26 protein-coding genes, 1 tRNA gene and 1 pseudogene are annotated in these 25,139 nt (G+C 64.8%); 19 read left to right on the forward strand and 9 right to left on the reverse strand.

What is annotated here, in order from left to right:
• Window positions 1–6: 6 nt before the first annotated feature.
• Window positions 7–1,122, reverse strand: coding sequence for a phosphate ABC transporter substrate-binding protein PstS (gene pstS, locus AADZ78_RS22235; RefSeq protein WP_085253063.1), 1,116 nt, complete (start codon window positions 1,120–1,122; stop codon window positions 7–9).
• 348 nt (window positions 1,123–1,470) lie between these two features.
• On the opposite strand from pstS, the gene AADZ78_RS22240 reads away from it, so the two are divergent.
• The 11 genes from AADZ78_RS22240 to AADZ78_RS22290 all read left to right on the forward strand — a co-directional run bounded on the left by AADZ78_RS22240 (window position 1,471) and on the right by AADZ78_RS22290 (window position 11,466).
• Complete coding sequence (locus AADZ78_RS22240; RefSeq protein ID WP_085253062.1) at window positions 1,471–2,262, forward strand: SDR family oxidoreductase; 792 nt, start codon at window positions 1,471–1,473, stop codon at window positions 2,260–2,262.
• A gap of 10 nt (window positions 2,263–2,272) precedes the next feature.
• Entirely contained in the window at window positions 2,273–3,358 is a 1,086-nt protein-coding gene (locus AADZ78_RS22245) for a diacylglycerol kinase (protein ID WP_085253061.1), read from the forward strand.
• Between the two features lie 168 nt (window positions 3,359–3,526).
• The gene (locus tag AADZ78_RS22250) at window positions 3,527–4,267 is read left to right on the forward strand and encodes a flavodoxin family protein (protein WP_085253060.1); all 741 of its coding nucleotides are present in this window, start codon (window positions 3,527–3,529) and stop codon (window positions 4,265–4,267) included.
• Between the two features lie 97 nt (window positions 4,268–4,364).
• Complete coding sequence (locus AADZ78_RS22255) at window positions 4,365–5,591, forward strand: Nramp family divalent metal transporter (RefSeq protein WP_085253059.1); 1,227 nt, start codon at window positions 4,365–4,367, stop codon at window positions 5,589–5,591.
• Window positions 5,592–6,656 carry a poly-gamma-glutamate hydrolase family protein gene (locus AADZ78_RS22260; RefSeq protein ID WP_085253058.1) on the forward strand — a complete coding sequence of 355 codons (1,065 nt, stop codon included), beginning with the start codon at window positions 5,592–5,594 and terminating at the stop codon, window positions 6,654–6,656.
• A gap of 18 nt (window positions 6,657–6,674) precedes the next feature.
• Complete coding sequence (locus tag AADZ78_RS22265) at window positions 6,675–7,499, forward strand: LLM class F420-dependent oxidoreductase (protein WP_085253057.1); 825 nt, start codon at window positions 6,675–6,677, stop codon at window positions 7,497–7,499.
• Window positions 7,500–7,768: 269 nt separating this feature from the next.
• Complete coding sequence (locus AADZ78_RS22270) at window positions 7,769–8,275, forward strand: nucleotidyltransferase family protein (RefSeq protein ID WP_085253056.1); 507 nt, start codon at window positions 7,769–7,771, stop codon at window positions 8,273–8,275.
• On the forward strand, window positions 8,272–8,631 hold the full coding sequence (locus AADZ78_RS22275) for a DUF86 domain-containing protein (protein WP_085253055.1): 360 nt from the start codon (window positions 8,272–8,274) through the stop codon (window positions 8,629–8,631). Before AADZ78_RS22270 ends, AADZ78_RS22275 begins: the two co-directional genes overlap by 4 nt.
• 264 nt (window positions 8,632–8,895) lie before the next feature.
• Window positions 8,896–8,968, forward strand: a tRNA-Arg gene (locus tag AADZ78_RS22280).
• A 288-nt stretch (window positions 8,969–9,256) separates the two neighbouring features.
• Window positions 9,257–9,742, forward strand: coding sequence for a helix-turn-helix domain-containing protein (locus tag AADZ78_RS22285; RefSeq protein ID WP_085253054.1), 486 nt, complete (start codon window positions 9,257–9,259; stop codon window positions 9,740–9,742).
• Window positions 9,743–10,686: 944 nt separating this feature from the next.
• A complete protein-coding gene (locus AADZ78_RS22290) occupies window positions 10,687–11,466 on the forward strand; it encodes a hypothetical protein (protein WP_204903328.1) in 780 nt (259 codons plus the stop codon).
• A gap of 127 nt (window positions 11,467–11,593) precedes the next feature.
• Here AADZ78_RS22290 and AADZ78_RS22295 read toward each other — a convergent pair whose 3' ends face one another.
• A complete protein-coding gene (locus AADZ78_RS22295) occupies window positions 11,594–13,033 on the reverse strand; it encodes an ISNCY family transposase (protein WP_085251832.1) in 1,440 nt (479 codons plus the stop codon).
• 152 nt (window positions 13,034–13,185) lie between these two features.
• Between AADZ78_RS22295 and AADZ78_RS22300 the strand changes: the two genes are divergently transcribed.
• A complete protein-coding gene (locus tag AADZ78_RS22300; protein ID WP_204080593.1) occupies window positions 13,186–13,581 on the forward strand; it encodes a DUF732 domain-containing protein in 396 nt (131 codons plus the stop codon).
• 244 nt (window positions 13,582–13,825) lie between these two features.
• On the opposite strand, the gene AADZ78_RS22305 is transcribed toward AADZ78_RS22300, so the two are convergent.
• On the reverse strand, window positions 13,826–14,368 hold the full coding sequence (locus AADZ78_RS22305) for a PE domain-containing protein (protein ID WP_204903327.1): 543 nt from the start codon (window positions 14,366–14,368) through the stop codon (window positions 13,826–13,828).
• 70 nt (window positions 14,369–14,438) lie between these two features.
• Here AADZ78_RS22305 and AADZ78_RS22310 point away from each other — a divergent pair, with 70 nt between their 5' ends.
• Entirely contained in the window at window positions 14,439–15,647 is a 1,209-nt protein-coding gene (locus AADZ78_RS22310; RefSeq protein WP_204080107.1) for an IS4 family transposase, read from the forward strand.
• A gap of 206 nt (window positions 15,648–15,853) precedes the next feature.
• Here the strand turns inward: AADZ78_RS22310 and AADZ78_RS22315 are convergent.
• A pseudogene (locus AADZ78_RS22315) lies at window positions 15,854–15,934 on the reverse strand (PE family protein); the annotation flags it as partial.
• A 317-nt stretch (window positions 15,935–16,251) separates the two neighbouring features.
• On the opposite strand from AADZ78_RS22315, the gene AADZ78_RS22320 reads away from it, so the two are divergent.
• The 6 genes from AADZ78_RS22320 (at window position 16,252) to AADZ78_RS22345 (ending at window position 21,638) form a co-directional block, all read left to right on the forward strand.
• The gene (locus AADZ78_RS22320) at window positions 16,252–16,569 is read left to right on the forward strand and encodes a PE domain-containing protein (RefSeq protein WP_239655060.1); all 318 of its coding nucleotides are present in this window, start codon (window positions 16,252–16,254) and stop codon (window positions 16,567–16,569) included.
• A gap of 202 nt (window positions 16,570–16,771) precedes the next feature.
• Window positions 16,772–16,906 carry a PE domain-containing protein gene (locus tag AADZ78_RS22325; RefSeq protein WP_372510549.1) on the forward strand — a complete coding sequence of 45 codons (135 nt, stop codon included), beginning with the start codon at window positions 16,772–16,774 and terminating at the stop codon, window positions 16,904–16,906.
• Window positions 16,907–16,921: 15 nt separating this feature from the next.
• Window positions 16,922–18,181 (forward strand): PPE family protein, encoded by a 1,260-nt coding sequence (locus AADZ78_RS22330; RefSeq protein WP_085252618.1) that lies wholly within the window; start codon window positions 16,922–16,924, stop codon window positions 18,179–18,181.
• A 228-nt stretch (window positions 18,182–18,409) separates the two neighbouring features.
• Window positions 18,410–19,645, forward strand: coding sequence for an acetyl-CoA acetyltransferase (locus AADZ78_RS22335; RefSeq protein ID WP_085252617.1), 1,236 nt, complete (start codon window positions 18,410–18,412; stop codon window positions 19,643–19,645).
• Between the two features lie 2 nt (window positions 19,646–19,647).
• Window positions 19,648–21,162: a carotenoid oxygenase family protein gene (locus tag AADZ78_RS22340; RefSeq protein ID WP_085252616.1), complete on the forward strand. Its 1,515-nt coding sequence runs from the start codon at window positions 19,648–19,650 to the stop codon at window positions 21,160–21,162.
• Window positions 21,159–21,638 carry a VOC family protein gene (locus AADZ78_RS22345; protein WP_085252615.1) on the forward strand — a complete coding sequence of 160 codons (480 nt, stop codon included), beginning with the start codon at window positions 21,159–21,161 and terminating at the stop codon, window positions 21,636–21,638. The genes AADZ78_RS22340 and AADZ78_RS22345 overlap by 4 nt, the downstream gene beginning before the upstream one ends.
• A gap of 5 nt (window positions 21,639–21,643) precedes the next feature.
• Here AADZ78_RS22345 and AADZ78_RS22350 read toward each other — a convergent pair whose 3' ends face one another.
• The 5 genes from AADZ78_RS22350 to AADZ78_RS22370 form a co-directional block, all read right to left on the reverse strand.
• Entirely contained in the window at window positions 21,644–22,078 is a 435-nt protein-coding gene (locus AADZ78_RS22350) for a hypothetical protein (RefSeq protein ID WP_085252619.1), read from the reverse strand.
• Window positions 22,079–22,113: 35 nt separating this feature from the next.
• Complete coding sequence (locus AADZ78_RS22355) at window positions 22,114–23,358, reverse strand: IS701 family transposase (protein ID WP_085251499.1); 1,245 nt, start codon at window positions 23,356–23,358, stop codon at window positions 22,114–22,116.
• A 211-nt stretch (window positions 23,359–23,569) separates the two neighbouring features.
• Window positions 23,570–24,343, reverse strand: a complete 774-nt coding sequence (locus tag AADZ78_RS22360; protein ID WP_085250995.1) for a VOC family protein — start codon at window positions 24,341–24,343, stop codon at window positions 23,570–23,572.
• A 91-nt stretch (window positions 24,344–24,434) separates the two neighbouring features.
• Complete coding sequence (locus AADZ78_RS22365; protein ID WP_085250996.1) at window positions 24,435–24,872, reverse strand: type II toxin-antitoxin system Rv0910 family toxin; 438 nt, start codon at window positions 24,870–24,872, stop codon at window positions 24,435–24,437.
• Between the two features lie 4 nt (window positions 24,873–24,876).
• Window positions 24,877–25,056, reverse strand: coding sequence for an antitoxin (locus AADZ78_RS22370; protein ID WP_085250997.1), 180 nt, complete (start codon window positions 25,054–25,056; stop codon window positions 24,877–24,879).
• Window positions 25,057–25,139: the final 83 nt, after the last annotated feature.

Raw genomic sequence — 25,139 nt, forward strand, 5'->3', positions numbered from 1 at the left:
CTCAGATCAGGCGATGGCGTTGACCGCGGTCGACAGCCTCGACTTGAATGCGTCCGGGATCGGGATATACCCGTTGTCTCCCAAGCCATTTTGGCCGGCACCAATGGTGCTTTGCAGGAATGCCTTCACCGCGGTGCCAACCTGCGTGTCGGGATACTTCGAGCAGACAATCTCGTAGGTCGCCAACACGATCGGGTAGGAACCGGGCTGCGTCGGCCGGTAGAACGAGACCGTGTCGAGCACGAGATCGTTACCCTGCCCGCTGATCGTGGCGCCGGCAATCGTCTTGCCAACCGAGTCCGTGCTGATGGCAACCGCATCCGGTCCGGCCGAGGTGACGATCTTGGCCATGTTCAGGTGTTGCGCTTGGGCGAACGACCATTCGTTGTAAGTGATGGATCCTTCGGTGTTCTTGATCGCCGCCGAGGTGCCGTCGTTGCCCTTGGCGCCCTCACCGACACCGCCCTTGAACGCCTTTCCAGCGCCCTTGCCCCACGCGCCGTTGGACGCGGCATCGAGGTAGCGCTGGAAGTTATCCGTGGTCCCGGACTCGTCGCTGCGGAACACGACGTGGATCGGCGTCGCGGGTAAGTTGGTGCCCGAGTTGAGTCCTTGGATCGCGGGATCGTTCCACGCGGTGATCGCGCCGTTGAAGATCTTGGCCAAAGTGGCGCCGTCCAGGTTGAGCGAACTGACTCCGGTGATGTTGTACGTGACCGCAATAGGGCCGAACACCACCGGCAGGTTCCACGCCGGCGACCCACCGCAGCGCTGCTGCGCGGCGGCCGCCTCCTCCTTGCTCAGCGGGGAGTCCGAACCACCGAAATCTGTTTGACTGCCGTTGAATTCGCTGATCCCGGCGCCCGAACCGTTGCCGGTGTAATTCAATGTCTGGCCCGGGCAAGCCTGTTCGAACGCCTTGACGAACCGGGTCATCGCGTTGGCTTGGGCCGTCGATCCGCTGGCCTTCAGCGTCTTCTTCCCGCCGCAGTTCACGTCGCTCGACCCCGGCCCGCCCGTTGCACCTCCCCCAGTTGCATTGTTGTCGCTGCCACACGCTGTTAAGACCAGTGCACCAGAAGCCAGGACACTCAGCGCGGCGCCAAATCGGTTGAGTTTCAATTCAGTTCCTAACGGTAGAGATGAAACATCTTCGCCGCCAGCCTTAAGCCGCGGCCCGCCAACCAGCCGTTTCCCTCGCAGCATTGAGGCTAGATTAACAACAAGCAACCTCCGATATAACAGTTGATGCTGGCCCAGATCTGGCTCGCGGGCCGACATCAAGTCCTCGAGTTCCCGGTCCCTGATTCAAACAGATTTTCCGCTTCGGCACACCGTGCAAACCCGGACGAAACTCGGCGGCGTTACATATCCACGCCGTTATGACAAACTAGAACCTGTTATAGAAACGCCCCTCCCGAGACGGCGTGGAACATTGTCGTTTCGGCCAACAACTGAAACGAGGCCGCAGTGATCCTCGACAGGTTCCGTCTCGACGACAAAGTCGCCGTCATCACCGGCGGGGGGCGCGGTCTGGGCGCGGCCATCGCCTTAGCGTTCGCCGAGGCCGGTGCGGATGTTGTCATTGCTTCGCGAACACAATCCCAGCTGGACGAGGTCGCCGAACAGGTCCGAGCGGTCGGCCGTCGGGCCCATGTCCTCGCCGCCGACCTGGCCCATCCGGAAGTGACCGCACAGCTGGCCGGCCAGGCGGTTGAAGCCTTCGGGAAACTAGACATAGTCGTCAACAATGTCGGCGGAACCATGCCTAACACCTTGCTGACCACCTCGACCAAGGAACTCAAGGACGCGTTCACTTTCAACGTCGGCACCGCCCACGCATTGACCATCGCCGCGGTGCCGCTGATGCTCGAACACTCCGGCGGCGGCAGCATCATCAACATCACCTCGACCATGGGCCGGCTGGCCGGTCGCGGTTTCGCCGCCTACGGCACCGCCAAGGCCGCGCTGTCTCACTACACCCGGCTAACGGCGCTCGACCTGTGCCCACGCATCCGGGTCAACGCCATCGCACCGGGATCGATATTGACCTCCGCGCTCGATGTGGTGGCCTCCAACGACGCGCTCCGCGCGCCGATGGAGAAAGCGACACCTTTACGCCGCATCGGTGATCCCATCGATATCGCCGCCGCGGCGGTCTATTTGGCGTCACCCGCCGGTGGTTTCCTGACCGGCAAGACACTAGAGGTCGACGGCGGCCTCACATTCCCCAATCTCGACATCCCCGTACCCGACCTGTGAGGAGCCCGTCATGGCAATACCCGTCGTCCAGCTCGGTACCGGCAACGTCGGCATCCATTCGCTCAGAGCGCTCATCACCAACCCGGAGTTCGAACTCACCGGCGTGTGGGTGTCCTCGGATGCCAAGGCCGGTAAGGACGCAGCCGAACTCGCCGGGCTTACCGATTCCACCGGCGTGCGGGCCAGCACCGATCTGAACACGGTACTCGCCACCGGTCCGCAATGCGCGGTCTACAACGCGATGGCCGACAACCGGCTTCCCGAGGCACTAGAGGACTACCGCCGCGTCCTGGCAGCCGGGATCAATATCGTCGGCAGCGGACCCGTCTTCTTGCAATATCCGTGGCAAGTGATCCCCGAAGAACTCATCAAGCCACTGGAAGATGCTGCCCAGCAAGGTAATTCAAGCCTGTATGTCAACGGTATCGACCCGGGATTCGCCAATGACCTGCTGCCGCTGGCGTTAGCCGGCACGTGTCAGAGCATCGAGCAAGTGCGCTGCATGGAAATCGTCGACTACGCGACGTATGACAGCGCCGTCGTCATGTTCGACGTGATGGGTTTTGGCAAGTCGATGGACGAGATCCCGATGTTGCTGCAGCCCGGTGTCCTGAGCTTGGCGTGGGGATCGGTGGTCCGACAACTCGCTGCGGGCCTTGGTATTTCGCTCGACGAGGTCACCGAAATGTACGTGCGGGAACCGGCGCCCGAAGCCTTCGACATCTCGTCTGGCCATATTCGCGAGGGCAGCGCGGCGGCGCTGCGGTTCGAGGTGCTCGGGATGGTCGACGGCCGGCCCGCCGTCGTGCTGGAACACGTCACCCGGTTACGCGAGGACCTGTGTCCCGATTGGCCGCAACCCGCGCAGCCCGGCGGTTCCTACCGCATCGAAATCACCGGCGAACCCTGCTACGCCATGGACATCTGCCTGAGCAGCCGCCGCGGTGACCACAACCATGCCGGGCTGGTCGCGACGGCGATGCGGGTCGTCAACGCCGTCCCGGCGGTCGTGGCCGCGGAGCCGGGTATCCGGACCACGCTCGACCTGCCCCTCGTCACCGGTCGGGGGTTGTATACGCCCGCCTGCCATCAGTAGCACCGACAACCGCGACTGCCCGCTTATCGGGCCGTCACGCGGTAGGCGAGAAACACGCCGAGGCTAAGCGCATCACCGACTCAATCTGTCTCGATACGATTCCACTGGCCGAAAGCCACTAAGGATCCGCGCAACCGTATGAGGCGCCAGTCAAGACAGTAGGTGGGCATGACCGTTACTCCCGATGACACCACCGCGCTGCCCGCGCCGCGGTTCGACGGTGTGCGTGCACTATTCATCAACACAACCCTGAAGCGCTCGCCCGAAGTCAGCCACACCGAGGGCCTGATCCAACGCAGCGCCGGGATCATGCGCGAGCACGGCGTCGAGGTCGACCATTTGCGCGCCATCGACCACGAGATCGCGACCGGCGTGTGGCCCGACATGACCGAACACGGCTGGGAAACCGATGCATGGCCGGGCATCTACCAACGCGTCCTCGACGCTCACATTCTCGTCTTGTGCGGACCAATCTGGTTGGGCGACAACAGTTCTGTGATGAAGCAAGTGATCGAGCGCCTCTACGCGTGCTCGCATCTGCTCAACGAGCAAGGGCAATACGCCTACTACGGGCGCGTGGGCGGATGCCTGATCACCGGAAACGAAGACGGGGTCAAGCATTGCGCGATGAACGTGCTCTACAGCCTGCAACATCTGGGATACACGATCCCGCCCCAGGCCGACGCGGGCTGGATCGGTGAGGCCGGTCCGGGACCGTCGTATCTGGACCCCGGGTCGGGCGGGCCAGAGAACGACTTCACCAATCGCAACACCACGTTCATGACGTACAACTTGATGCACCTCGCGCAGATGTTGCGGACCGCAGGCGGCATACCAGCCTATGGAAATCAGCGCACCAAGTGGGACGCCGGCTGCCGACCGGACTTCGCCAATCCCGACTACCGATAGGCGACTGGCCTGGGAATGGGCCAGCCGGTGGCCGGAGCGAACGGGTTTCGGATAACCTCACTTTCTTATTCGATGATGCGGATCGAAGGTCGGTGAGTTGGCGCAGGACGTCCAAACCTCGGTCAAAACGAGCTGGTATCTACTCGGGCCGGCCTTCGTCGCGGCGATCGCCTATGTCGACCCCGGGAACGTCGCGGCCAACGTCAGTTCCGGCACCCAGTTCGGCTACCTGCTGTTGTGGGTCATCGTCGCGGCCAACGTGATGGCCGGCCTGGTCCAGTACCTGTCCGCGAAACTTGGGCTGGTGACCGGACAGTCACTGCCCGAGGCGATCGGTAACCGGATGGGACGTCCCGCCCGGCTGGCCTTTTGGGCGCAGGCCGAGATCGTGGCGATGGCAACCGATCTGGCCGAAGTGATCGGCGGAGCCATCGCATTGCGAATCCTGTTCGACCTGCCGCTGCCGATCGGCGGGATCATCACCGGCGTGATCTCATTGCTGCTGCTGACGGTCCAGGACCGTCGCGGCCAACGCCTGTTCGAGACCGTCATCACCGGGTTGCTGATGGTGATCGCGATCGGGTTCACGTCCAGTTTCTTCGTCGCCACACCTCCCCCCGACGCCGTCCTGGGCGGCCTGCTACCTCGGTTCAACGGAACCGAGAGCGTGCTGCTGGCCGCGGCCATCCTCGGGGCCACCGTGATGCCACACGCCGTCTATCTGCATTCCGGTCTCGCGCGCGACCGGCATGGGCACCCCGAGCCCGGAGCAATCCGGCGCCGCCTGTTGCGCGTCACCCGCTGGGACGTCGGCCTGGCGATGGTAATCGCCGGCGGAGTAAATGCCGCGATGCTGCTGGTTGCCGCGCTCAACATGCGGGGTCGCGGGGAAGCCGCCTCGATCGAAGGCGCCTACGTTGCTGTCCACGACACCTTGGGAGCGACGATCGCGGTGCTGTTCGCGATCGGGCTGCTGGCCTCGGGGCTGGCGTCGGCGTCGGTGGGCGCCTATGCCGGTGCCATGATCATGCAGGGATTGCTGCACTGGTCGGTTCCGATGGTGGTACGCCGCTTCGTCACGTTATGCCCGGCCGTGGCGATTCTTGCGATGGGCTTCGACCCCACGCGCACCTTGGTGCTTTCGCAGGTTGTGTTGTCTTTCGGGATACCGTTCGCGGTGCTGCCATTGGTCAGGCTGACCAGCAACCACGAAGTGATGGGCAGCGATACCAACCATCGCGGCACGACCGTTGTTGGCTGGGTGGTCGCGGTGATGATTAGTCTGCTTAACGTGATGCTGATCTACCTGACCGTGACCGGCTGAATGCCGGTCCGGCGACACTCTTATTTCGCATACGGGTCCAATCTGTGCGTCCGGCAGATGGCCATGCGCTGTCCCGACGCCGGTGATCCGCGGCCGGCGGTACTCAGCAATCACGACTGGCTGATCAATCAGCGTGGCGTGGCCACCGTCGACGCGTTCGCCGGGAGTCAGGTGCACGGCGTGCTCTGGCAGGTGTCGGACCGCGACCTGGCCACCTTGGACGGTGCTGAGGGAGTGCCGCTGCGCTACCGGCGGGACCGGCTGACCGTGCACACCGACGGCGGACCCGCGCCGGCCTGGGTCTACATCGATCACCGGGTAACGCCGGGCCCGCCCCGGCCCGGCTATCTGCCGCGCATCATCGACGGCGCGGTCCACCATGGGCTGCCGCAACGCTGGGTCGAGTTCCTGCGCCGTTGGGATCCCGCGCATAGGCCACATTGGCATCGGCTGACGTCATCCAACACCTCTGCGCCACAGTCTCTTTCAGAGTTGCTCAGCGAGCCCGGCGTGACCGAGTTCGGTCAGTTGCGGTCGCGGTTCGGTTTTCTTGCCATCCACGGCGGCGGCCTGGAACAGGTGACCGACGTGATCGCCGAACGAGCCGCCAACGCCGCCGAGGCATCGGTGTACCTGGTGCGGCATCCCGACCGCTATCCGCACCACCTGCCGTCGGCCCGGTTCGATCCCGCCGATTCGTCACGGCTCTCCGAGTTCCTCGATCACGTCGACGTCGCTGTCTCACTGCATGGCTACGGCCGGATCGGGCGCAGCACACAGCTGCTGGCAGGAGGCCGCAACCGGACGTTGGCTGCCCACCTCGCCCGGCACATCCGGCTGCCCGGATACCAGGTCGTGACCGACCTCGACGCGATTCCGCCGGAGCTGCGGGGCCTGCATCCCGACAACCCGGTCAATCGGGTGCGCGACGGCGGGACCCAGCTGGAACTGTCGGTTCGGGTCAGAGGGCTGAGCCCGCGCAGCCCACTCCCTGGTCCCGACGGCCTGTCGCCGGTCACGGCCGCCTTGGTGCACGGCTTGGTGGACGCTGCTCGATCTTGGTGAGTGTCGCTTCGACGGAGGTTGTTGGTGGCCAAGGATTTTCGCTTTGCATTGAGCATCCGCTTCATCAAATCGCGTGCCACACTGGAGGACCAAGCCAAGCGCGCGGAAGACCTTGGATACGACGTCCTCTGCGTGCCCGATCACCTGGGCGCGATCGCGCCATTCCCGGCGCTGACGGCGGTCGCAATGGTCACCACGAGAATCCGGCTGAGCATGTATGTGCTCAATGCCGGCTTTTACAAGCCGGCCCTGTTGAGCCGAGACATCGAGGCGCTGGAAGTGCTTAGCGACGGCCGTCTCGAGGTGGGCCTGGGCGCCGGCTACGAGCGAGCCGAATTCGAGGCCGCCGAACTGCCTTATCCCAGTGCCGGAGCCCGCGTCGACTACCTCGAACACATGACGGCCTACCTACGTGATCATCACCCGGCAGTGCCTCTTCTTATCGCCGGCAGCGGCGACCGGGTGATGACACTGGCCGCTCGGCATGCCGACATCGTCGGGCTGACCGGAGCCAAGGTGCGCGACGTCGAGGACCCACTGGCCGAACGAATCGAGTTCGTCCGCGATGCCGCCGGCGATCGGTTCGATCCGCTCGAGCTGAACCTGGTTATCACCGCCGTCCCGCGTGAAGGCGAGAGCATGCCCAATCTGTCGTTGACCCGGAGGAATGCACCAGACTTGTCCGATGCGGAGTTGTTGGCCATGCATTCGGTACTCAGCGGGTCGCCGCGGCAGATGGCCGACAAGCTGTGGGAGCACCGCGAAAAGTATGGCGTCTCGTACTTCACCGTGCAGGACAATCACATTGAGAACTTTGGCAAGGTGATCGCCGAACTGCGCTGACCCGCCGCCCAGCTCAGCCAATCGGCCCTCGGGGACCTGTCGAAAACCACTTGAGTGCTGGTCCCAAGCGGCTGGCTCGGTAGGTTGGGAACGCGGTCACGCGAATCTGGGAAGGCGCCGAAGGTGAAGCCGTGGCCTCGCAACTCTCTTCCTCGACGGCGACACCCCCTCATCGGCACCGACGGGACGTATCCCGTCGCATCGTGCTTATGCGGAAACTGGACGCACGTGCACGGAGAGTGCGCCGCGGCCGCTATAGCATGTGCTATATGGGCGACGAAGCGGATGTGCTGGCGCTGCTCGCAAGAGTCAGTGCCGAGACCGATCGATTGCGGATCCAGGCGAGCAATCAACTGCGGGACGCCGTCGGCCTGGCTGCCGACCGTGGACTGAGCCAGAAGCAGATCGCACATGCCGTCGGCAGAAGTCAGCCCGAGGTGTCGCGGCTGATCAAGAACTATCGGGCTAGCCGATTTCGGCCCAGCACTGCGCTGGGGCGGATAGTCGTCAAGCACCGCGACCAGATCCTCGCCCTCGCTCGGACCTACAAGGCAACCAATGTCCGCGTGTTTGGCAGCCTCGCACGAGGTGAGGACGACGACGCGAGCGACATCGATCTGCTCGTCGACCTCGAACCTGGCGCCGATCTCTTCGACCTTGCCGCACTCGACGTCGAGTTGGAACGATTACTAGGCCGTCCGGTCGACGTCGTTCCCGCCCGCCTGCTCAAGCCCAACGCTGCCGTCACCGCCGCTGCTGACGCGAAGCAACTATGACCCGGCGACGTCGCAAGGATTCACAGCACCTCAAAGACGCCTCTGAACACCTGCAGGTGCTGCGCGAACACCTGGCTCGCGGCTCGCTGGACGACGCGCTGATTCGAGACGCCGTCAGTCATCGCCTCGAGGTAGCCATCGATGCGGTCGCGAAGGTTTCCCCCGAACTGCTCGACGCCGAAGCGCCTGCAGAGTGGCCCAAGATCGTCGCCATGCGCAACCTCTTCGCCCATCAGTACGCCGACCTCGACCAGGAAATCCTGCAGAACACGATCGATAACCGCCTCGAAGGCTTCACTCAGCTCGTCGAGCGCCTGCACGAGACTGCCGACGCGAATGAGCGGCCGATGACGTAAGCGCCGCAATGCATTAACGGCCTACCTACACCGCCGACGACACCCCGCAGAGCGAGCCGCCTAACGCCGGCCGCCACGACAAACGCCCACCACGCACGCCCAAGCGTCGCGTGGCCTTCGATGTGCCCGCTACACTCACACCCGCCACAGCCCGACGACCAGCCAGACCGCCGGGAACGGCACCAGGACGGAACGAATACGACCGAAAACCGGCCAGCGCGTCGACCGGGCTAGGTTTTGGTCAGGTATTCAAAGACGTCCCCGGCCCTCGTAGCTCAGGGGATAGAGCACGGCTCTCCTAAAGCCGGTGTCGCAGGTTCGAATCCTGCCGAGGGCACTCACTGTTTTCACAGGTCAGCGATGGCTTTCAGATATCCGTTGAGTGGTCGCGGCTTGTTCTGGTCGGTGCTGTGGTCGGTGATTGGTTGGCATCAGATGACGCAGCCTGGCAGGTGATAGTCAATCGCGTGGCATCAGCGGCCAACGAGCTCGGCATTTTTCATCAACCGCATCCGATGCAGCGGATCGGCCGGAGACGCGTGCGCAAGAATGGTCCGCCGGCGAGCTATAGTAGATAATGCTATAGTTGGGCATGAGCGGTCGGAGTGACGTCTTGCGGACGGTGATGCACGAAACAGGCACCACACAGTCCGAGTTGTCTCGGCTCAGCGGTGTGCACCAGCCGAGCATCAGCCAGTTCCTCTCCGACAAGGTTGAGCTAAGCGATGAGCAGCTCGACCGACTGCTGTCCTGTATGGGGTACCGACTCGAAATCACCCGCCGACCAGTCACTCCCAAGCTGACACGTTCAGAACGCCGCTCGTGGAAACTGCACCGCGAGCTGGCCAGACACCTGACGCGGTCGACCCTCACACAATGGCAACCCACGATCGAGCGCAACCTGCGACGATTGCGGTCCGGCGTCACTGGCCAGCCACACATGAGAAACCTCGACCGCTGGGAATCGCTCGTGAGAGACGGCAACGTACCCGGCCTGCATCGCGTCCTTACTGGACTCGGCCGCGATTGCATCGAGATGCGCGAAGTCTCGCCGATTGGTGGACTGCTCCCCGATGAGGAGCGCATCCGCGTTCTGCGCACGGTGCACTGATGCGGCGCGACCAGCTTGAGCACGCTATCCGGGCCGCCTGCCAAATCGCTGGCCTGACTGAAGTGATCAACGTCGGCTCCCAAGCGATCCTCGGCACATATACCCGATGATCAGCTGCCCTTTTACGCCACCAGGTCGGTGGAAGTCGACATTCTGCCGATCACCGACGACACGGGTGAAATCGCCCGTCTTGCAGATGAACTCGAGGGAGCAGCGGGCGAGTTCTCCCCGTTTGAGCAGCTTCACGGTTTCAGTATCGACGGTGTGGACCTGCAGACCTCGGCACTGCCAGACGGATGGCGCGACCGACTCGTCAAGGTCCAGAACAAGAACACCGCCGCCTCATCGGGCGGACCTCAAATTCATCGGATGGTGCCGGGACAAGGAAGACTTGTGTGTTGCGAAACTGTGTGCCCTCCGAGAGAAGGACCAGAACTTCGTAGACGCACTGATCGCTGCTGATCTTGTTGACCCGCAAGTGATCGCAACCCGCCTCGTGACCGTACCCGAACGCTATCGGACAGCCTCCCTACGAGCAGCCGCCTGGCTCGCTCACCGCACAAACAGCTTTGAGTAGCTCGTGAAGCCGCTGGACCACCGCGGCCGCGGTGACAGCCGCTCCGACGTCGCCGGCGCGCCTGTGGTTCTCAAACTGCGTGACGGATGCCAACGCCCGTAGCTACATGTTTGCGGAATTCTCAAGCAAATGGCGGACGGCGTCAGCTGGCCCAAAATAGCCGGTTGAAAGTCGCTCATCGGCTCAGCCTCGCCGGCCAGGAGGTCTCCCTTGATGAAGGAGTTGGGCGTGGCTGAGTAGCGGTATCAGGCCGTGATAGCCGTGATTGGTGCGCGGAGAGTGAATCGGGTCAAAGCCGGCGGGTCTGCGATTTTCAAAAGAGCGGCACACTCGGTAGCGACGTCTGCCCAGCAAAGCCGTTGAACGGGTGGACCGACGCAGCAAAGCAGCCGGCGGGTCGGCCGGACTGTGGGGTAACGGTGGAGCAGGCGGCGCCGGCGGAACGGGCACGGCCGGGATCAATGGCGGGGCCGGCGGCGCCGGCGGCAACGGCGGACTGCTCTCCGGCGCCGGCGGGGCCGGCGCCCACGGCGGTGCTGGAATTGCCGGCGGGCCGGGCCTGGCCGGAGGTGCCGGCGGTGACGGCGGAGCCGGCGGCAAGGGCGGCCTGTGGATGGGCCAGGGCGGCGCGGGCGGGCAAGGAGGTGACGGCGGCGCTGGCGGCGTCGGCACTACCGGTCTGACGGGCAGCATCGGCGGCCAAGGCAGTACCGGCGGCAACGGCGGCGCCCGCGGCGATAGCGGTGTCGGCGGCACTAACGGCAGCGGCGGCCGTGGCGGCGACGGTGGCATCGGCGGCACCGGCGGCACCGGCGGCGCCGGCACCACAACTATGGCCGGGGGGACCGGCGGCAACGGCGGCGACGGCGGCAACGGTGGTGCAAACGGAGTAGGCGACATCACCGGCATCCCTGTCGCTGGCTCCGACGGTGTCGGCGGCGACGGCGGCTTCGGCGGCGACGGCGGCGACGGCGGCACTACAGGCGGCGTCGGCGCGAGCGGTGGCGCGGGCGGCAACGGCGGTGCCGGCGACGGAGGAACGGCTGGCACCGGCTCACCCGGCACCCCCGGCACGCCGAACGCGGGTACCTCGGGCGGCGACGGCGGGACCGGAGGGGCGGGTGGCTCTGGTGGGGGGCCCACATAGCTTTGGTGGGCCGCGCCGGTCGGCGCTAGCTACTTCGACCTGAAAAAGTGACGGCCCCTGAGTCTGCTGTTGGTGCGCGAATACCGCGTGACTGTGGAGGCAGAGATCCGTGCTTTGGGGCGTCGGGTCATGCTGCGAGGCCGCTGATCTTGACTAGGTTGTGGGCGAGGACGCCGTGTCCGGTCCAGATTCGGGTTCCTTCGGTGCCATCGATGGAGGAGCGGCTCCAACCGTAGTTTCGTTTGAGAGTGCTGATGCGGCCTTCGCTGCCGGTGCGCCACTTGATTGTTCGTCGGAAGGCTGGCCGGTGTTCCTCGGCTTGCCGAGCCTTGCCGGGTTTGCCTTTTCGCGGTATCACGACCGTACGTACACCGAGGTCGTGCAGGTCGTTTTCGACGCGTTCCTCGCCGTAGCCGCGGTCGGCGGTGACGGTGCCCGGGGTACGCCGGGCGCGTTTGGTGACCCGTTTGACCGCGGGCGCTAGTTGCGGCGCGTCGGGTGGATTGCCTTGCTCCACACGGTGGTCCAGGACGATGCCGTCGTCGTTGTCGACGATCTGGGCCTTGTGCCCGAACTCGACCGGCCGGCCCAGCCTGCCCTTGGCGATCGGGCGGGCATCGCCGTCGTGAAGGCTGACCCGCCGACTCGCCCCGTCCGGGATGTGCCCGGCGACGCGCTGCTGGGTCTGCGCCACGATCTGCCGCGTCGCTTCCAGCAGTTTGGCCAGGTCGTTGACCGCACGCACCAGCCGGCCACGTCGCCGGCCGGCTGCTGCATCATGCTCGCCGCGGGCGCGCAGGTCGGCAGCTTTGACCTGGGCCCGGCGCACCGCCCGCTTGGCGTTGACCAGTAGCCGCTCGGCCTCGCGCGCCGCGGTTTTGGCCAGCACAGCCAGCTCCCCGGTGCTGGTCAGCACCGCGGCCTTGGCCTCGTCGCGGCCCAGCGCGGCGCGAGAGCGCAGTTTCGACGCGATCGCGTGCGCGCGCTTGCCCGCCGCGCGGGAGCGGTCCCGCAGCTGGGTGCGCACCGCGCCCCCAGCGGCCTGGATCCGCTTGCCGATCCCGGCGATCCGGCGCGTCGCCTTGGCCAGCAGACTCGAATCGGTCGGATAGGCCACATTAGCCGGCACCACCGTGGTATCCACCCGAATCCGATTAGTACGCAACAACTTCGCCTCAGCCGCCTTGGCCAACAGCACCTCATTGAGCCCGTCGACCGCCGCACTGCCACACCGGGTGGTCAGCTTCATCAACGTGGTCGGATGCGGCACCGACCCATCCAGTCCGATCCGGCAGAACCGGCGCCAAGTGATCGAATCCGCGACTTCTCGGCACAGCGACTCATAGCCCAGCCGGTAACGGAACTTCAAGAACATCAACCGCAGATAGGTCTCCATCGGCGTGGACGGACGCCCGATCCGTGTATCGAAGAACGGCTCGAACGGGGCGAAGAACACCGGATCATCGAGCAGCCCATCGACCCGCGCCAACTCATCGGGCAACTTCAACAACTCCGCGGGAAGCACTGCCTCCCAAAGCGACACCTGATCGCCTACAGTACGAAACACGATGGCCTCAATCCCTTCCGCAACAAGGGCTTGAGGCCATCTTTCCTGTTCAGCACCATCAACCCGCGGATCAACGCGCCGACTTTTTCAGGTCGAAGTAGCTAGAATGCCGTGGAATCTCGTCGCGACTTCCCAACTAGGAGGGCGATGCCATGGTGGTGAGAACCATAGCGTTGCTAGTCCTTGCCCTCGGGTCCGTCGGGTTGGCCGCGCCGGCCCATGCGGACGCCACTGACGACGCATTCATCACCAACCTGAACACCTCCGGCATGAATTACGGCGCACCCGACAGAGCAATCCAGGTCGCGAAGACCGTCGTCTGCGCCACCCTCAGCGCTAACCCCAACACCAGCAACGCGGATCTGGTCACCAAGGTCACTAACGCCACCAACTGGCCACCGCTCAATGCGGCCTACTTCACGGGAGCCGCGATCCAGGCCTACTGCCCCCAGTACGGCTCCCTGGCTCCCCCGACTGTCCCGAGTAAGGCCCCTACCGCCCCCACTACGGCTCCACCTCCCTCCACGCCGGGAGTTCAATCGGCGTGAACGCGAAATACTGAGCCCACAATGGCCACCGGATCACTGGCGGATAAGCCACCTGGCCGTCTTGGACACGTCGCGGCTGTGACAAATCCCTTACCGTCGCGAGCGTTCGGCACCGAACGACTAGCGCATGCGCAAGCAAACCGCGGCTACGATCCGACGGTAGATCCGCCTGATCACCGTGCCCCGGTTCGCATTAGCCGACGGGCTGGCCCCGACATGATGGCCCTCGCGCACGACTGAGCCGTTAGGTCAGGCGTTCGCCCGGTTGTAGCTCGCTGCCGTCTTGGCGCTGTTGGTCGTCCTCCTCGGGTTCGGTAGCCGAGACCAACCCCGGTTTAGCGGCACCGCCCGCCGGGGCCCCCGCACCCATCCCGCTGCCCAACGGAGCCGCACCACCCATCGCCGACGAACCGGCATTGGCAGCCGCCGACGCCACCGGCGACGACGACGCCTCCACCACCTGCGAGACCACCGGCGTGCGCGCCACCGCCTCGGCCTGGGCAGCCAACGACCCCGCCCCCAACACACCACGACCAACACCCGACCCCCCGGCCCCTGCAGACCGGGTAATCGCCGACCCACTAAACGCCACCGCCCCCGCGGCATTGTCATCGGCATCGCCATACATCCGCGCGATATCGGTCAACGCCGTACCGGTGCGCATCAACTCCTCTTGCGCCGCGGTATTCGACGCCAACATCGACGCGGCCTCCTGCGCAAACGCCAGCACCGCCTGCGCAGACACCTCTTCGGCACCGGCCGGAACCAACCCGCTCAACACCGACATCGCCGCCGTCGAACCAGCACTTAAACCCAATACCGTTCAGTTAAGGTTACATGGGTGTAGTTTATGACCTATGCCTCGTGCGGGTTGGCGGAAGCCTGAGTCGGATCGCCGGTTGTCAGATTTGGTGTCGGTGGGGGTGCTGACGCGGGTGTTTCCCGCAACGGTGGTGGATGAGGTGATCGAGCAGGCCGGTCGCACTCAGCAGCGGCATCGGTCGTTGCCGGCGCGGGTGATGGCGTATTTCGCGATCGCGATGGGCCTGTATTCAGAGGGCTCGTATGAGGATGTGTTGGCCCAGCTCACTGATGGTTTGGCGTGGGCGTCGGGGTGGCGTGAAGAGTATCGACTGCCGGGTAAGTCGGCGATCTTTCAGGCTCGTGAGCGGCTGGGATCGGCCCCGTTGGCCAGCTTGTTTTCCCGGGTAGCCCGCCCGTTAGCCGGACCGCAAACCCCAGGGGCTTGGCTGGCCGAGCGGCGGCTGGTGGCCATCGACGGCAGCTGTCTGGATGTGGCCGACACCCCAGCCAACGACGAGTACTTCAGTCGTCCGGGGGCCGGCGGCAGGGGTGAGAAGGCCGCATTTCCGCAGGCCCGGATCCTGGGGCTGGCCGAGTGTGCCACGCATGCGGTCTTCGCCGCAACGATCGGTGGTTACCGTGACTCGGAGGCCAAACTCGCCGAAAAGCTGCTGGATGCTCTCACGCCGGACATGCTGCTGCTGGCTGATCGCGGGTTCTTCTCGTATGCCTTGTGGCGCAAAGCCCTTGCGACCGGAGCCGACCTGTTGTGGCGAGTACGCACCGACGCCTACGCGCCACAACCGGTGCATGTGCAGGATCTTGCTGACGGCTCGTGGCTAGCGCATCTGCAGTCCAGCGCTGACCGTCGCAGCGAGCCGATGCTGGCACGAGTCATCGACTACACCATCGACGACGGACGCGAAAACTCCACCAGCTACCGGCTATTCACCACGCTGACCGATCCCGAACAGGCCCCCGCCGTCGAGTTGGCCGCCGCCTACGCCCAGCGCTGGGAAATCGAAAACACCTTCGACGAACTCAAAACCCATCAACGCGGACCCCAGGTGGTACTGCGCTCGAAGTCCCCTGATCTTGTCCTACAAGAGATTTGGGGACATCTGTGCTGTCACTACGCCATTCGTACCCTGATGGCCCAGGCCGCCGAACACGCCGGCGAGGACCCCGACCGGGTCAGTTTCACCGCCGCGCTGCGCATCACCCGCCAATCCGTCGCCCAACAGGGCGCATTTCCCCCCTGAGGACCCCCAAGCCGCCGATCAGCACTGGTGGGCCTTCCTGCGCCGCCTGCTCGACCGACTCAACCCCGCCAGGCGCCGACGATCCGCACCACGGGTGATCAAACGCAAAATGTCCAAATGGCACGTCAAACGCGCAACTCACGCTCACTGGCCCCAACCCCAACGCCCACCAGACGTCACGACTCTCCGCCTTAACTGAACGGTATTGCACTTAAACCCTGGCTCCCAATGTCGACCAATTGCGAACCAATGTCGCCCGCGGCCGGGTCGTGGGACATCGAATCCATCTAGCTGCTGCTCCTACCGAATTTTGCGCACCGACCGGCCCGATGCGCACCACGATGCAATCAATTCTAAGCCCCCTCAGCATCGGCTCACCCGCAAAAACTGTGACCCACCCAACCACCCCCACACCCGTGAGCACAATGCGCAAAACCAGGAAATCGCCGCTTAGTCCCACTATCGCCCACAAGCACGACACCCGCACCACAGCGCCGTTGAATTGGTGCCAGCCGAAGCCATTCACCAATGGCCATTCCGCCGCTTTCACCGCCAAGCAGAAAACCTCGGCGCTACGCCATCGAGGAGTACCCAAATGCAATCAATGTCATTTCAACCAGTCGTCGCCGACATTGGCGAACAAGTCGTCAACATCGGTACCAACGCGCTAGAGCAGGCCGCGAAGGCGTCGATGTCGATGATCGGACTCGCCCCCGCCGGGGCCGACGAGGTCTCGGCGCAGGCAGCAATGGCGTTCCACGAAGAGGCCGCCGCGCTGCTGGCGCTAAACCAGGCGGCCCAGCAGGAGCTCATGCGGACCGGCTCGGCGTTCACCCAGATTGCGCAAACCTATACCGAGATCGACGAGGCCGCCGCCGAGGCCTTGGTGTTCAGCGCCCATCCGCCGCGATCCAGGAGCTAGTGAGTTCACTGATTCGAGTGGGCACCGGAGGTCGCTGAAATGCGGACAGACACAGGGCGGATTTCTAATCCACTGATATGGATCGCAGCCAATTCCGGGCCCGTTTAGCAAGCGACGAAGTACCCTGCAGCTAGGGAGCGCCTTCCGGCACGGGTACTTACGACATCTGCATGTCTAATTCCCTTATAGGACAGGCACTTCGGTGTTTCGGCGGCAATACCGACGCGCGGAGTCAGGAGGATCGGAGGCGAATCACCACATGTTCGTGACCACGCTGGCCGCCGGTGCCGGTTCGTATGAGGCCACCGAGGCCGCCAATGCGACCGCTGCCGGTTAGGGAAGGTGTTTGGCAATGGACTTCGGGCAGTTGCCGCCGGAAGTTAACTCGGGCCGAATGTATGCCGGCCCGGGGTCGGGCTCGATGCTGGCCGCCGCCACCGCCTGGGATGGGTTGGCTGCGGTATTGAATTCCGCGGCCGTTGGCTATGGGTCGGTGATTTCGGGCCTAAGCCTAGAGTCGTGGCTTGGTCCGGCATCAGCGTCGATGGCCGCCGCGGCCGCACCCTACGCCTCGTGGCTGCGTACCGCTGCGGCGCAGGCAGAACAGACGGCCGCGCAGGCCAGGACGGCAGCGGCGGCGTTTGAGACGGCGTTTGCGATGACAGTGCCGCCGCCACTGATCGCGGCCAACCGCAGCCAGCTAATGTCCCTGGTCGCCACAAACATCCTGGGCCAGAACAGCCCTGCGATCGAGGCCATCCAGGCGGACTACGCCGAGATGTGGGCGCAGGACGCCGCCGCCATGTACGGCTACGCGGGGGCATCCGAGGCCGCGTCGACGCTGACGCCGTTTACCCAGCCGTCGCAAACAGCCAACTCCACGGGTGCGCCGGCCCAAGCGGACGCCACTGGCGGCACCGATGCGGCAACGCAAGCGGCGTTGCATCAGCTATCTTCGATCGCCCCGCAAGCGCTGCAAGCGCTCGCGTCGCCCGCGCCTTCTGCAGGGATCCCGTCGGCGGCCGCAGTCCAGCCGGCCGCGCCCGTCATCATCCCCACTCCGATAGGGGACTTGGACGTGGTGGCTATGTTCATCGCCGCCGTCGCGACCGCGAGCCTGGCCCTTTCGGCAGTGAACACCACCAGGCCCTGGATATTCGCCTACAACGGACCTCACGGAGGAACTGGCGGCGCGGATGCTGGCGGGCTGGAACCAACCGAGGAAACCATCGCCGATGTGGAGCCCGTTACGTTGACGTCCGCGGCGAGCGCCGGTTGGGGCGGCGCTCCGGCCGCCGCAGGTTTAGGCGAGGCGTCGTTAGTCGGGGCGTTGTCGGTGCCGCACAGCTGGACCATGGCCGCACCGGAGATCAAGCTGGCGGTCGAGTCGCTGCCGAGCAGCGGCTTTAATGCCGTCCCGACCGACATGAGTGGCGCTCCGGCCGGCCTATTGAGCGGTATGGCGCTGGCGAGTTTGGCCGGGCGCGGCCTCGGCGGTGCTAGCACCCGCGCAACCGGCGACACCGCCTCCGCCGACGAGAATCAGCCAAACCGCAAGCCCACGGTCGTCGTCATCCAGAAGCCGCCACCGGCCGGTGGCCCGGCGCGTTAGCGTACTGGCACACCGAAAAGCCCAGCAGCACTCTGCGTTTCATCGGACCACGGACGAGGAACATACGGGGCATCGTCATCGAGATGTTTGTCATCGGCCGCCGGTGGTAATGCACGGAAAGAGGTGGACGCGTTGGCCGGCCTACGTGTCCACCGAGGCCCCGTCGGTTCAGCCCGAGAGCCGACGGGGCCGCCATATTTGGGGACCAGCTGGAGTAGCGTGCCGCGTATGGATGGCACCACGGGCGTATGGATTCTGGGCGGTTATCAAAGCGATTTCGCTCGCAACCTCACTCGGGAAGGCCGCGACTTTGCCGACCTCACCGCGGAGGTCGTCCGCGAGACGCTGACCGCGGCGCGGGTGGATGCCGCCGACCTAGCGGCTACGGGTGTGGTGCACGTCGGGAATGCGTTCGGTGAGATGTTTGCCAACCAAGGCCATCTGGGGGCGATGCCGGCCACGGTGTGCGGCGCCCTCTGGGATACCCCGGCCTCACGGCACGAAGCCGCGTGCGCCTCTGGCAGCGTCGCGACGCTGGCGGCTGTGGCCGACTTGAGGTCTGGCGCCTACGACACCGCGCTGGTGGTGGGCATTGAGCTGGAGAAAACGGTGCCCGGCGACATCGCGGCCCAACATCTTGGCGCGGCAGCGTGGACCGGACACGAGGGTGCCGACGCGCGTTACCTGTGGCCATCGATGTTCGCGCAGGTCGCCGACGAGTACGACCGCCGTTACGGCCTCGACGACGCACATTTGCGGGCGATCGCGCAGCTCAACCTCGCCAACGCGCGCCGCAACCCCAACGCACAGACCCGCGGCTGGACGGTCCCCGACCCGATCACCGACGACGACGCGACCAACCCCATTACCGAGGGCCGGCTGCGCCGGTTCGACTGCAGCCAAATGACCGACGGCGGCGCGGGATTGGTCCTGGTGAACGATGCCTACCTGCGTGCACACCCCGATGCACGCCCGATCGGCCGCATTGACGGCTGGGGGCATCGCACCGTCGGACTGGGTCTGCGGCAGAAGCTGGATCGCGCGGCTGACGATCCTTATGTTCTGCCGCATGTGCGGGGCGCGGTTTTGGACGCGTTATGGCGCGCCCAGGTGACCCTCGACGATGTCGACGGTTTCGAGGTGCACGACTGCTTCACGCCCAGCGAGTACCTGGCCATCGACCACATCGGGCTGACCGGTCCGGGCGAATCGTGGAAGGCCATCGAAAACGGTGAGATCGAGATCGGCGGGCGCCTGCCGATCAACCCCAGCGGAGGCTTGATCGGCGGCGGACACCCGGTCGGGGCCTCCGGTGTGCGGATGTTGTTGGACGCGGCCAAGCAGGTCAGCGGTGGCGCCGGCGATTATCAAGTCGAGGGCGCCAACACCTTCGCCACGCTGAATTTCGGGGGCAGCACCGCCACCACGGTCAGTTTCGTTGTCAGCACTACCGAAGGGGCGTGACTATGGATGTGGAGCTCGTCGGAAAGTTCCTATCGACCCTGCCCGAAGACGATGACCACCCCTACCGGACCGGTCCGTGGCGACCGCAGACAACCGAGTGGGACGCCGACGACCTGACCGCCGTGGCGGGCGAAGTCCCGGCCGACCTGGACGGCATCTATCTGCGTAACACCGAGAACCCGCTGCACCCGGCGTTTAAGACCTACCACCCGTTCGACGGCGACGGCATGCTGCACGTCGTCGGCTTCCGCGACGGAAAAGCGTTTTACCGCAACCGCTTTATCCGAACCGAAGGCTTCGTGGCCGAGAACGAGGCGGGTGGGCCGCTGTGGCCGGGACTGGCCGAACCGGTGCAATTCGCCAAGCGCGAAAAAGGTTGGGGCGCTCGGACCTTGATGAAGGACGCGTCGAGCACCGACGTCATCGTCCACCGGGGTATCGCGCTGACCAGCTTCTACCAGTGCGGCGATCTATACCGGGTCGACCCGTACTCCGCCAATACGTTGGGAAAGGAAACCTGGAACGGCGGATTTCCGTTTGAGTGGGGCGTATCCGCACATCCCAAGGTCGACAACAAGACCGGCGAACTGTTGTTCTTCAACTACAGCAAGCAGGACCCGTACCTGCGCTACGGCGTCGTCGACGAAAACAACGAGCTGGAGCACTACGTCGATATCCCGCTGCCCGGGCCGCGGCTCCCGCACGATATGGCGTTCACCGAAAACTACGCCATTCTCAACGATTTCCCGTTGTTCTGGGACCCCAGGCTGCTCGAGCACAACGTGCACCTGCCGCGTTTCTACCCGGATATGCCGTCGCGCTTCGCGGTGGTTCCGCGCCGCGGCGCTACCGGCGACATCCGATGGTTCGAGGCGGATCCGACGTTCGTGCTGCACTTCACCAACGCCTACGAAGACGGCGACGAGATCGTGCTCGACGGTTTCTTCGAGGGCGCGCCGCAGCCCTTGGACACTGGCGGAACCAAGTGGGACAAGCTGTTTCGTTTCCTGGCGCTGGACCGGCTGCAAACCCGCCTGCACCGCTGGCGGCTCAACCTGGTCACCGGTGCCGTCAAGGAAGAGCAGCTGTCGCAGTCCATCACCGAATTCGGCACAATCAACGCCGACTATGCGGCCTCTCGGTACCGCTACACCTATGCCGCGACCGGCAAGCCCGGGTGGTTCTTGTTCGACGGACTGGTAAAGCACGATTTGCTGACAGGAGGCGAGGAGCGTTACTCGTTTGGCGACGGTGTGTATGGCAGCGAAACCGCGATGGCTCCGCAGGTGGGCGGTACCGGTGAAGACGACGGCTATCTGGTCACCCTCATCACCGATATGAATGCCGACGCCTCCTATTGCCTGGTCTTCGACGCGGCCCGCGTCGGCGATGGTCCGGTATGCAAACTTGTGCTGCCGGAACGCATTTCCAGCGGCACCCATTCGACATGGGTGCGCGGCACGGAGTTGCGGCGCTGGCATCATGCCGAGTCGGCGGCGAGCGCGGTCGGGCTATGAAGGACAAGCCGCGGCGGACAACGCACTGGCCCACCGAGCTGGCGCCGATCGGCTCCATCCGCTTTGCCCGCCGCTCGTCAAATTTCGGAGAGACCGTGCGGTTTTACCATGAGCTCGTGGGGCTGCCGCTGTATGAGGCGTTCGGGGAAAGCTACGGCAGCAACGGTGCGATATTCGGGCTGCCCAGCTCGGAGTTGACCTTCGAGATCGTCGAGGCGGTCCAGCCTGTCACGGTCGATCACCACGATCAGTTGTGCCTATATTTCCCGGACAAGCAGGCGCAACAAACGGCAACCGCACGCCTTCGGGACGCGGGCCTGCAGCCTGTCGAGCAGCACCCGTACTGGGAGGCGACGGGCGCGGTGACCTATCGCGACCCGGATGGCCGCGAGGTCGTGTTCGCTCCCTTCGTGTATGGAGTCAACGAGCCCTCAGACAGCTCCGCCTCGGGCAAGCATGAGTTCCCGTCGGCCTGAAGCCGTCAGTACCGCGACCGGCCGCGGAACGCCGCGGCGGCCACCGCCCACAGCGCACATACCGCCGCGCACAGCGCGCTGGCTGCCCCGATGTAAAGTCCGTATTCCGCGGCTACCGGCGGATTGACATTGAGCTTGTAGTACCACAGCGTGAGCGCCACGATGAGCAGCGAAATGAGCAGCGCGGCAACCGAAGCGACCCGCACCGAAAGGCCTCGGCCCACCATCGCCCCCGCCACCAGGAGCGCCGACGACAGCAAGACGATGAGCTGGCCCGCCCCGAACCCCCGCGGAAGTTCCAGGCTGCCGTGCGTGCCCCCGATGGCGTTGGCCCAGCCGCCACCGTTGACCTGCGTCGTCAGCCACGGCAGCCAGGCGCTGACCGACACGACCACGGCGAAAAGTGCTACCAGCCAACCAGGGCGCAGCCGGCGAGTCATGATTGCGAGACTAGTACTGCAGCCGTAGATCGAGATCATTGGTGTTCGCGGCGTCGGTAGTGGGATTGTCGGGCTCGGTATTGGTGTCGTCTTCGCCATCGTGACCAGGCCAGCAGGCTTGTTAGGGTGCGGTGGGTGACGAGCAGCAGTGCGTCGAAGAGGCGTCGAAACTCGTTGACGGTCAAGGCGATCAGGCCCTCGGGGGTGGGTGCGGTATCGCGTTCGATCGCTGTGGCTACGGCCAGGAAGGCATGGGCGAGCATGGCCAGGGTGGTCCAGCGGTGCCAGGAGCGCCAGCGCCGCACCTGGTGCTGATCCAGTCCGACCAGTCCTTTGGCGGCTTGGAACGATTCCTCGATGCGCCAGCGCTGACCGGCGATGGTGACCAGGGTGCGCAGCGGAACGGGTCGGGGGCTGTAGCAGCGCAGGTAGGCATGCTCGCCGGTGGCATCGTTGCGGCGGATCAGCAAATGATGGTACCCGGTGTCGGTGTCGTCTTCGGCCAGCAACCGAAACCATGCCCAGGAGTACAGCCGTGGCCCGTGCGCGCCGGCGCCGGCGGAGTGTTTCTGCCAGGCATGTGCCGGGATCAGCGCGGGCAGCGCATCGACGCGGATCGGGCCGGCATGGGTGGGCACGCGCCGGTTGGCCGCAACCGCCATCACGTAGCCCAGTCGGTGGCCTCGAATGGCTGCGCGCAGTCGTGGGTCGGCTCCATAGACTTCGTCGCCGGCCACCCACCCCGCGGGTACTCGGGCGGCCACCGCGCGCTCGATCAGTGTTGCCGCCAGCGTTGGTTTGGTCGCGAAACCCCGCTTGTTGGCGGGGATTCCGGCATCGGCGCAGCGTTCATGGTCGTCGGCCCAGCTGCGCGGAAGGTACAGAGCCCGGTCGATCAGCGCGTGCCCACGCGGGGCCGCATACGTCAGATACACCGCCACCTGGGAGTTCTCGACGCGGCCCGCGGTACCGCTGTACTGGCGCTGCACCCCGACGCTGTGCACGCCCTTCTTGACGTCACCGGTCTCGTCGACCACCAAGATCGCACCCGGGTCACCGAACGCATCGACGACGTAATCGCGCAGATCGTCGCGGACATCGTCGGCGTCCCAGCTGGCCCGTGCCAACAGATGCTGCAACCCATCGGGGGTGGTATCACCGCGGTGCTCGGCGATCGTCCAGCAATTCTTGCGGTCCAAGCCCGAGACCATCCCGGCCATGAGTTCACCGGCACGGCGCAACGGTTCGTACCGGGCGAAACGCGGCGCGATCCGATCCAGCACCGCCGAGAACTCCGACTGCCACCGATCAGGGTCTACGCTATGAGCCGCGGCGACCGCGGCATATTGAGAAGTTGTCACAAACTCCGAACAATGCCGCGGTCACCGCGCCTACCAGCGCAGACACGCCAGCATCAGCAATCCCTATCTACGGCTGCAGTACTAGCCGACCCGGCCCGCGCGACCGAGCGTCACGCTGGCGTTGCTCGGCTCAGCTCTGCAGCGAGGACAGGTTGAAGATGACGCCCGTCGGGTCGTTGGCTGCGGCAAGGCGCCCGTAGGGAGTGTCTTCAGCGCCGCGCAGCACCCCGCCACCGTTGTCGGCGATCAGCTGCAGCGTCTTGTCAACATCCTCGGCGCCGAAGAAAACGCTCCACTGCGACGGCACATCCTGAGGCAGGAACCCGGCGCCGTCCATCACGCCGAGTAATTGCTCGCCGTCGAACGACGCTGTGGTGTAACGGAATTCGTCGGTGTCAGAAATCTGCTCGGTCTGCCATCCGAAGACCTTGCGGTAAAAGTCGATGGCGGCGCGGTAGTCGTGTGTCGTCAGTTGGTGCCAGACGGGCGCGCCGGCCTCACCGATCACCTCGAAGCCGCGGTGCTCCAGTGGCTGCCACAACCCGAAGAACGCGTTCGACGGGTCGGTTGCCTGCGCCATGAAGCCCTTCGCAGGTACCTCCATCGGATCCAGGCACCCGGAGCCACCCGCCGTGATCACCGCCGACATGGTTGCATTGATATCGGCGGTGTGAAAGTACGTGGCCCAGGTGTCCGGAGTTTGCCACTCCGGGTTGTTGGCCATCATGCCGGCGACTGGACGGCCGTCCCTGGCGGCATTGATGTATCCGCCGTAATCGGGCCCCGCGGACTCGAACGTCCAGCCGAACACCGTGCCATAGAAGTCTTGGGCACGGTCGACGTCCGATGTCGTCAAATCGATCCAGCAGGGCGCGCCCAGCGGCGCGCTGTCACGGGTGGGCACGATGACCTCCTTGTGTTGTCGGCCCGCATCGGGGTTCCCAGATATCGACTGCCCTTACGCCCGAAACTCATCGGGCTTGACTTTTCGCGGGTCAGGCCGGCGCGAATACCGTGACGAACTTCTGTAGCGATTCCCGGATATCGGTTCTCAACGCGGCGGCCACCACCATGCCGATGGGTCCGAACAGCGCGGGCCCACCGAGGTGCACGTCGAAGCTGACGACCGAGCCGTCGTCTTTCGGTGCGACCTTGGCGATCAACTTGACCTTGACGCCGCCGACTCCGTCGCCGTTGAGCGTCATACCTTCCGGCGGTTTGTACCGCACAATCGTCCATTTGATCCGGTTGGGCATGCCCTTGACCTCGACGTACGACTCGATAACCGTGCCCTTGTCCAGGACTTCGGGCAACTTGGAGCGCCAGACCTTGTGGATCGTCAGCCACTCCTTGAAGCGGGACAAATCCGAGGCGGCCGTCCAGGCCTCCTCCGGCGGCAGCGGCACGTCGATGGATCCAGAGAGTTTCGCCATGTGCTCAGCTCTGCTGGTCGCCCGGTGCGACTACCTTCTTGGCCTGCTCCTGCACCTTGTGGATGGTGTCGGAGTATTTGCCCTGTGTCTTCTCGTCGACGAATTCGCCCGCTTTGGTGATCACCGTCTCGACCTTGTCCGCGTTTTGCGACAGCAGGTTCTTTGCTTTGTCCAGGATTCCCATGCGCACTGTTCCTTCCCCGAGGTTCCCCAGCCGTCCCCGGGGAACCGTACTTTGCTGGTGAAACCCTACTTGCCGGCGGGGTT

It is taken from the genome of Mycobacterium riyadhense, assembly GCF_963853645.1.
GTDB classification, from domain to species: domain Bacteria; phylum Actinomycetota; class Actinomycetes; order Mycobacteriales; family Mycobacteriaceae; genus Mycobacterium; species Mycobacterium riyadhense.

Coding starts and splice junctions, on each gene's coding strand:
- AADZ78_RS22305 (WP_204903327.1), bottom strand. CDS start 14,368: ATGTCGGTGTTGAGCGGGTTGGTTCCGGCCGGTGCCGAAGAGGTGTCT.
- AADZ78_RS22310 (WP_204080107.1), top strand. CDS start 14,439: ATGCCTCGTGCGGGTTGGCGGAAGCCTGAGTCGGATCGCCGGTTGTCA.
- AADZ78_RS22285 (WP_085253054.1), top strand. CDS start 9,257: ATGCACGAAACAGGCACCACACAGTCCGAGTTGTCTCGGCTCAGCGGT.
- AADZ78_RS22330 (WP_085252618.1), top strand. CDS start 16,922: ATGGACTTCGGGCAGTTGCCGCCGGAAGTTAACTCGGGCCGAATGTAT.
- AADZ78_RS22365 (WP_085250996.1), bottom strand. CDS start 24,872: ATGGCGAAACTCTCTGGATCCATCGACGTGCCGCTGCCGCCGGAGGAG.
- AADZ78_RS22345 (WP_085252615.1), top strand. CDS start 21,159: ATGAAGGACAAGCCGCGGCGGACAACGCACTGGCCCACCGAGCTGGCG.
- AADZ78_RS22250 (WP_085253060.1), top strand. CDS start 3,527: ATGACCGTTACTCCCGATGACACCACCGCGCTGCCCGCGCCGCGGTTC.
- AADZ78_RS22260 (WP_085253058.1), top strand. CDS start 5,592: ATGCCGGTCCGGCGACACTCTTATTTCGCATACGGGTCCAATCTGTGC.
- AADZ78_RS22350 (WP_085252619.1), bottom strand. CDS start 22,078: ATGACTCGCCGGCTGCGCCCTGGTTGGCTGGTAGCACTTTTCGCCGTG.
- AADZ78_RS22335 (WP_085252617.1), top strand. CDS start 18,410: ATGGATGGCACCACGGGCGTATGGATTCTGGGCGGTTATCAAAGCGAT.
- AADZ78_RS22270 (WP_085253056.1), top strand. CDS start 7,769: ATGGGCGACGAAGCGGATGTGCTGGCGCTGCTCGCAAGAGTCAGTGCC.
- AADZ78_RS22320 (WP_239655060.1), top strand. CDS start 16,252: ATGTCATTTCAACCAGTCGTCGCCGACATTGGCGAACAAGTCGTCAAC.
- AADZ78_RS22340 (WP_085252616.1), top strand. CDS start 19,648: ATGGATGTGGAGCTCGTCGGAAAGTTCCTATCGACCCTGCCCGAAGAC.
- AADZ78_RS22300 (WP_204080593.1), top strand. CDS start 13,186: ATGGTGGTGAGAACCATAGCGTTGCTAGTCCTTGCCCTCGGGTCCGTC.
- AADZ78_RS22245 (WP_085253061.1), top strand. CDS start 2,273: ATGGCAATACCCGTCGTCCAGCTCGGTACCGGCAACGTCGGCATCCAT.
- AADZ78_RS22370 (WP_085250997.1), bottom strand. CDS start 25,056: ATGGGAATCCTGGACAAAGCAAAGAACCTGCTGTCGCAAAACGCGGAC.
- AADZ78_RS22275 (WP_085253055.1), top strand. CDS start 8,272: ATGACCCGGCGACGTCGCAAGGATTCACAGCACCTCAAAGACGCCTCT.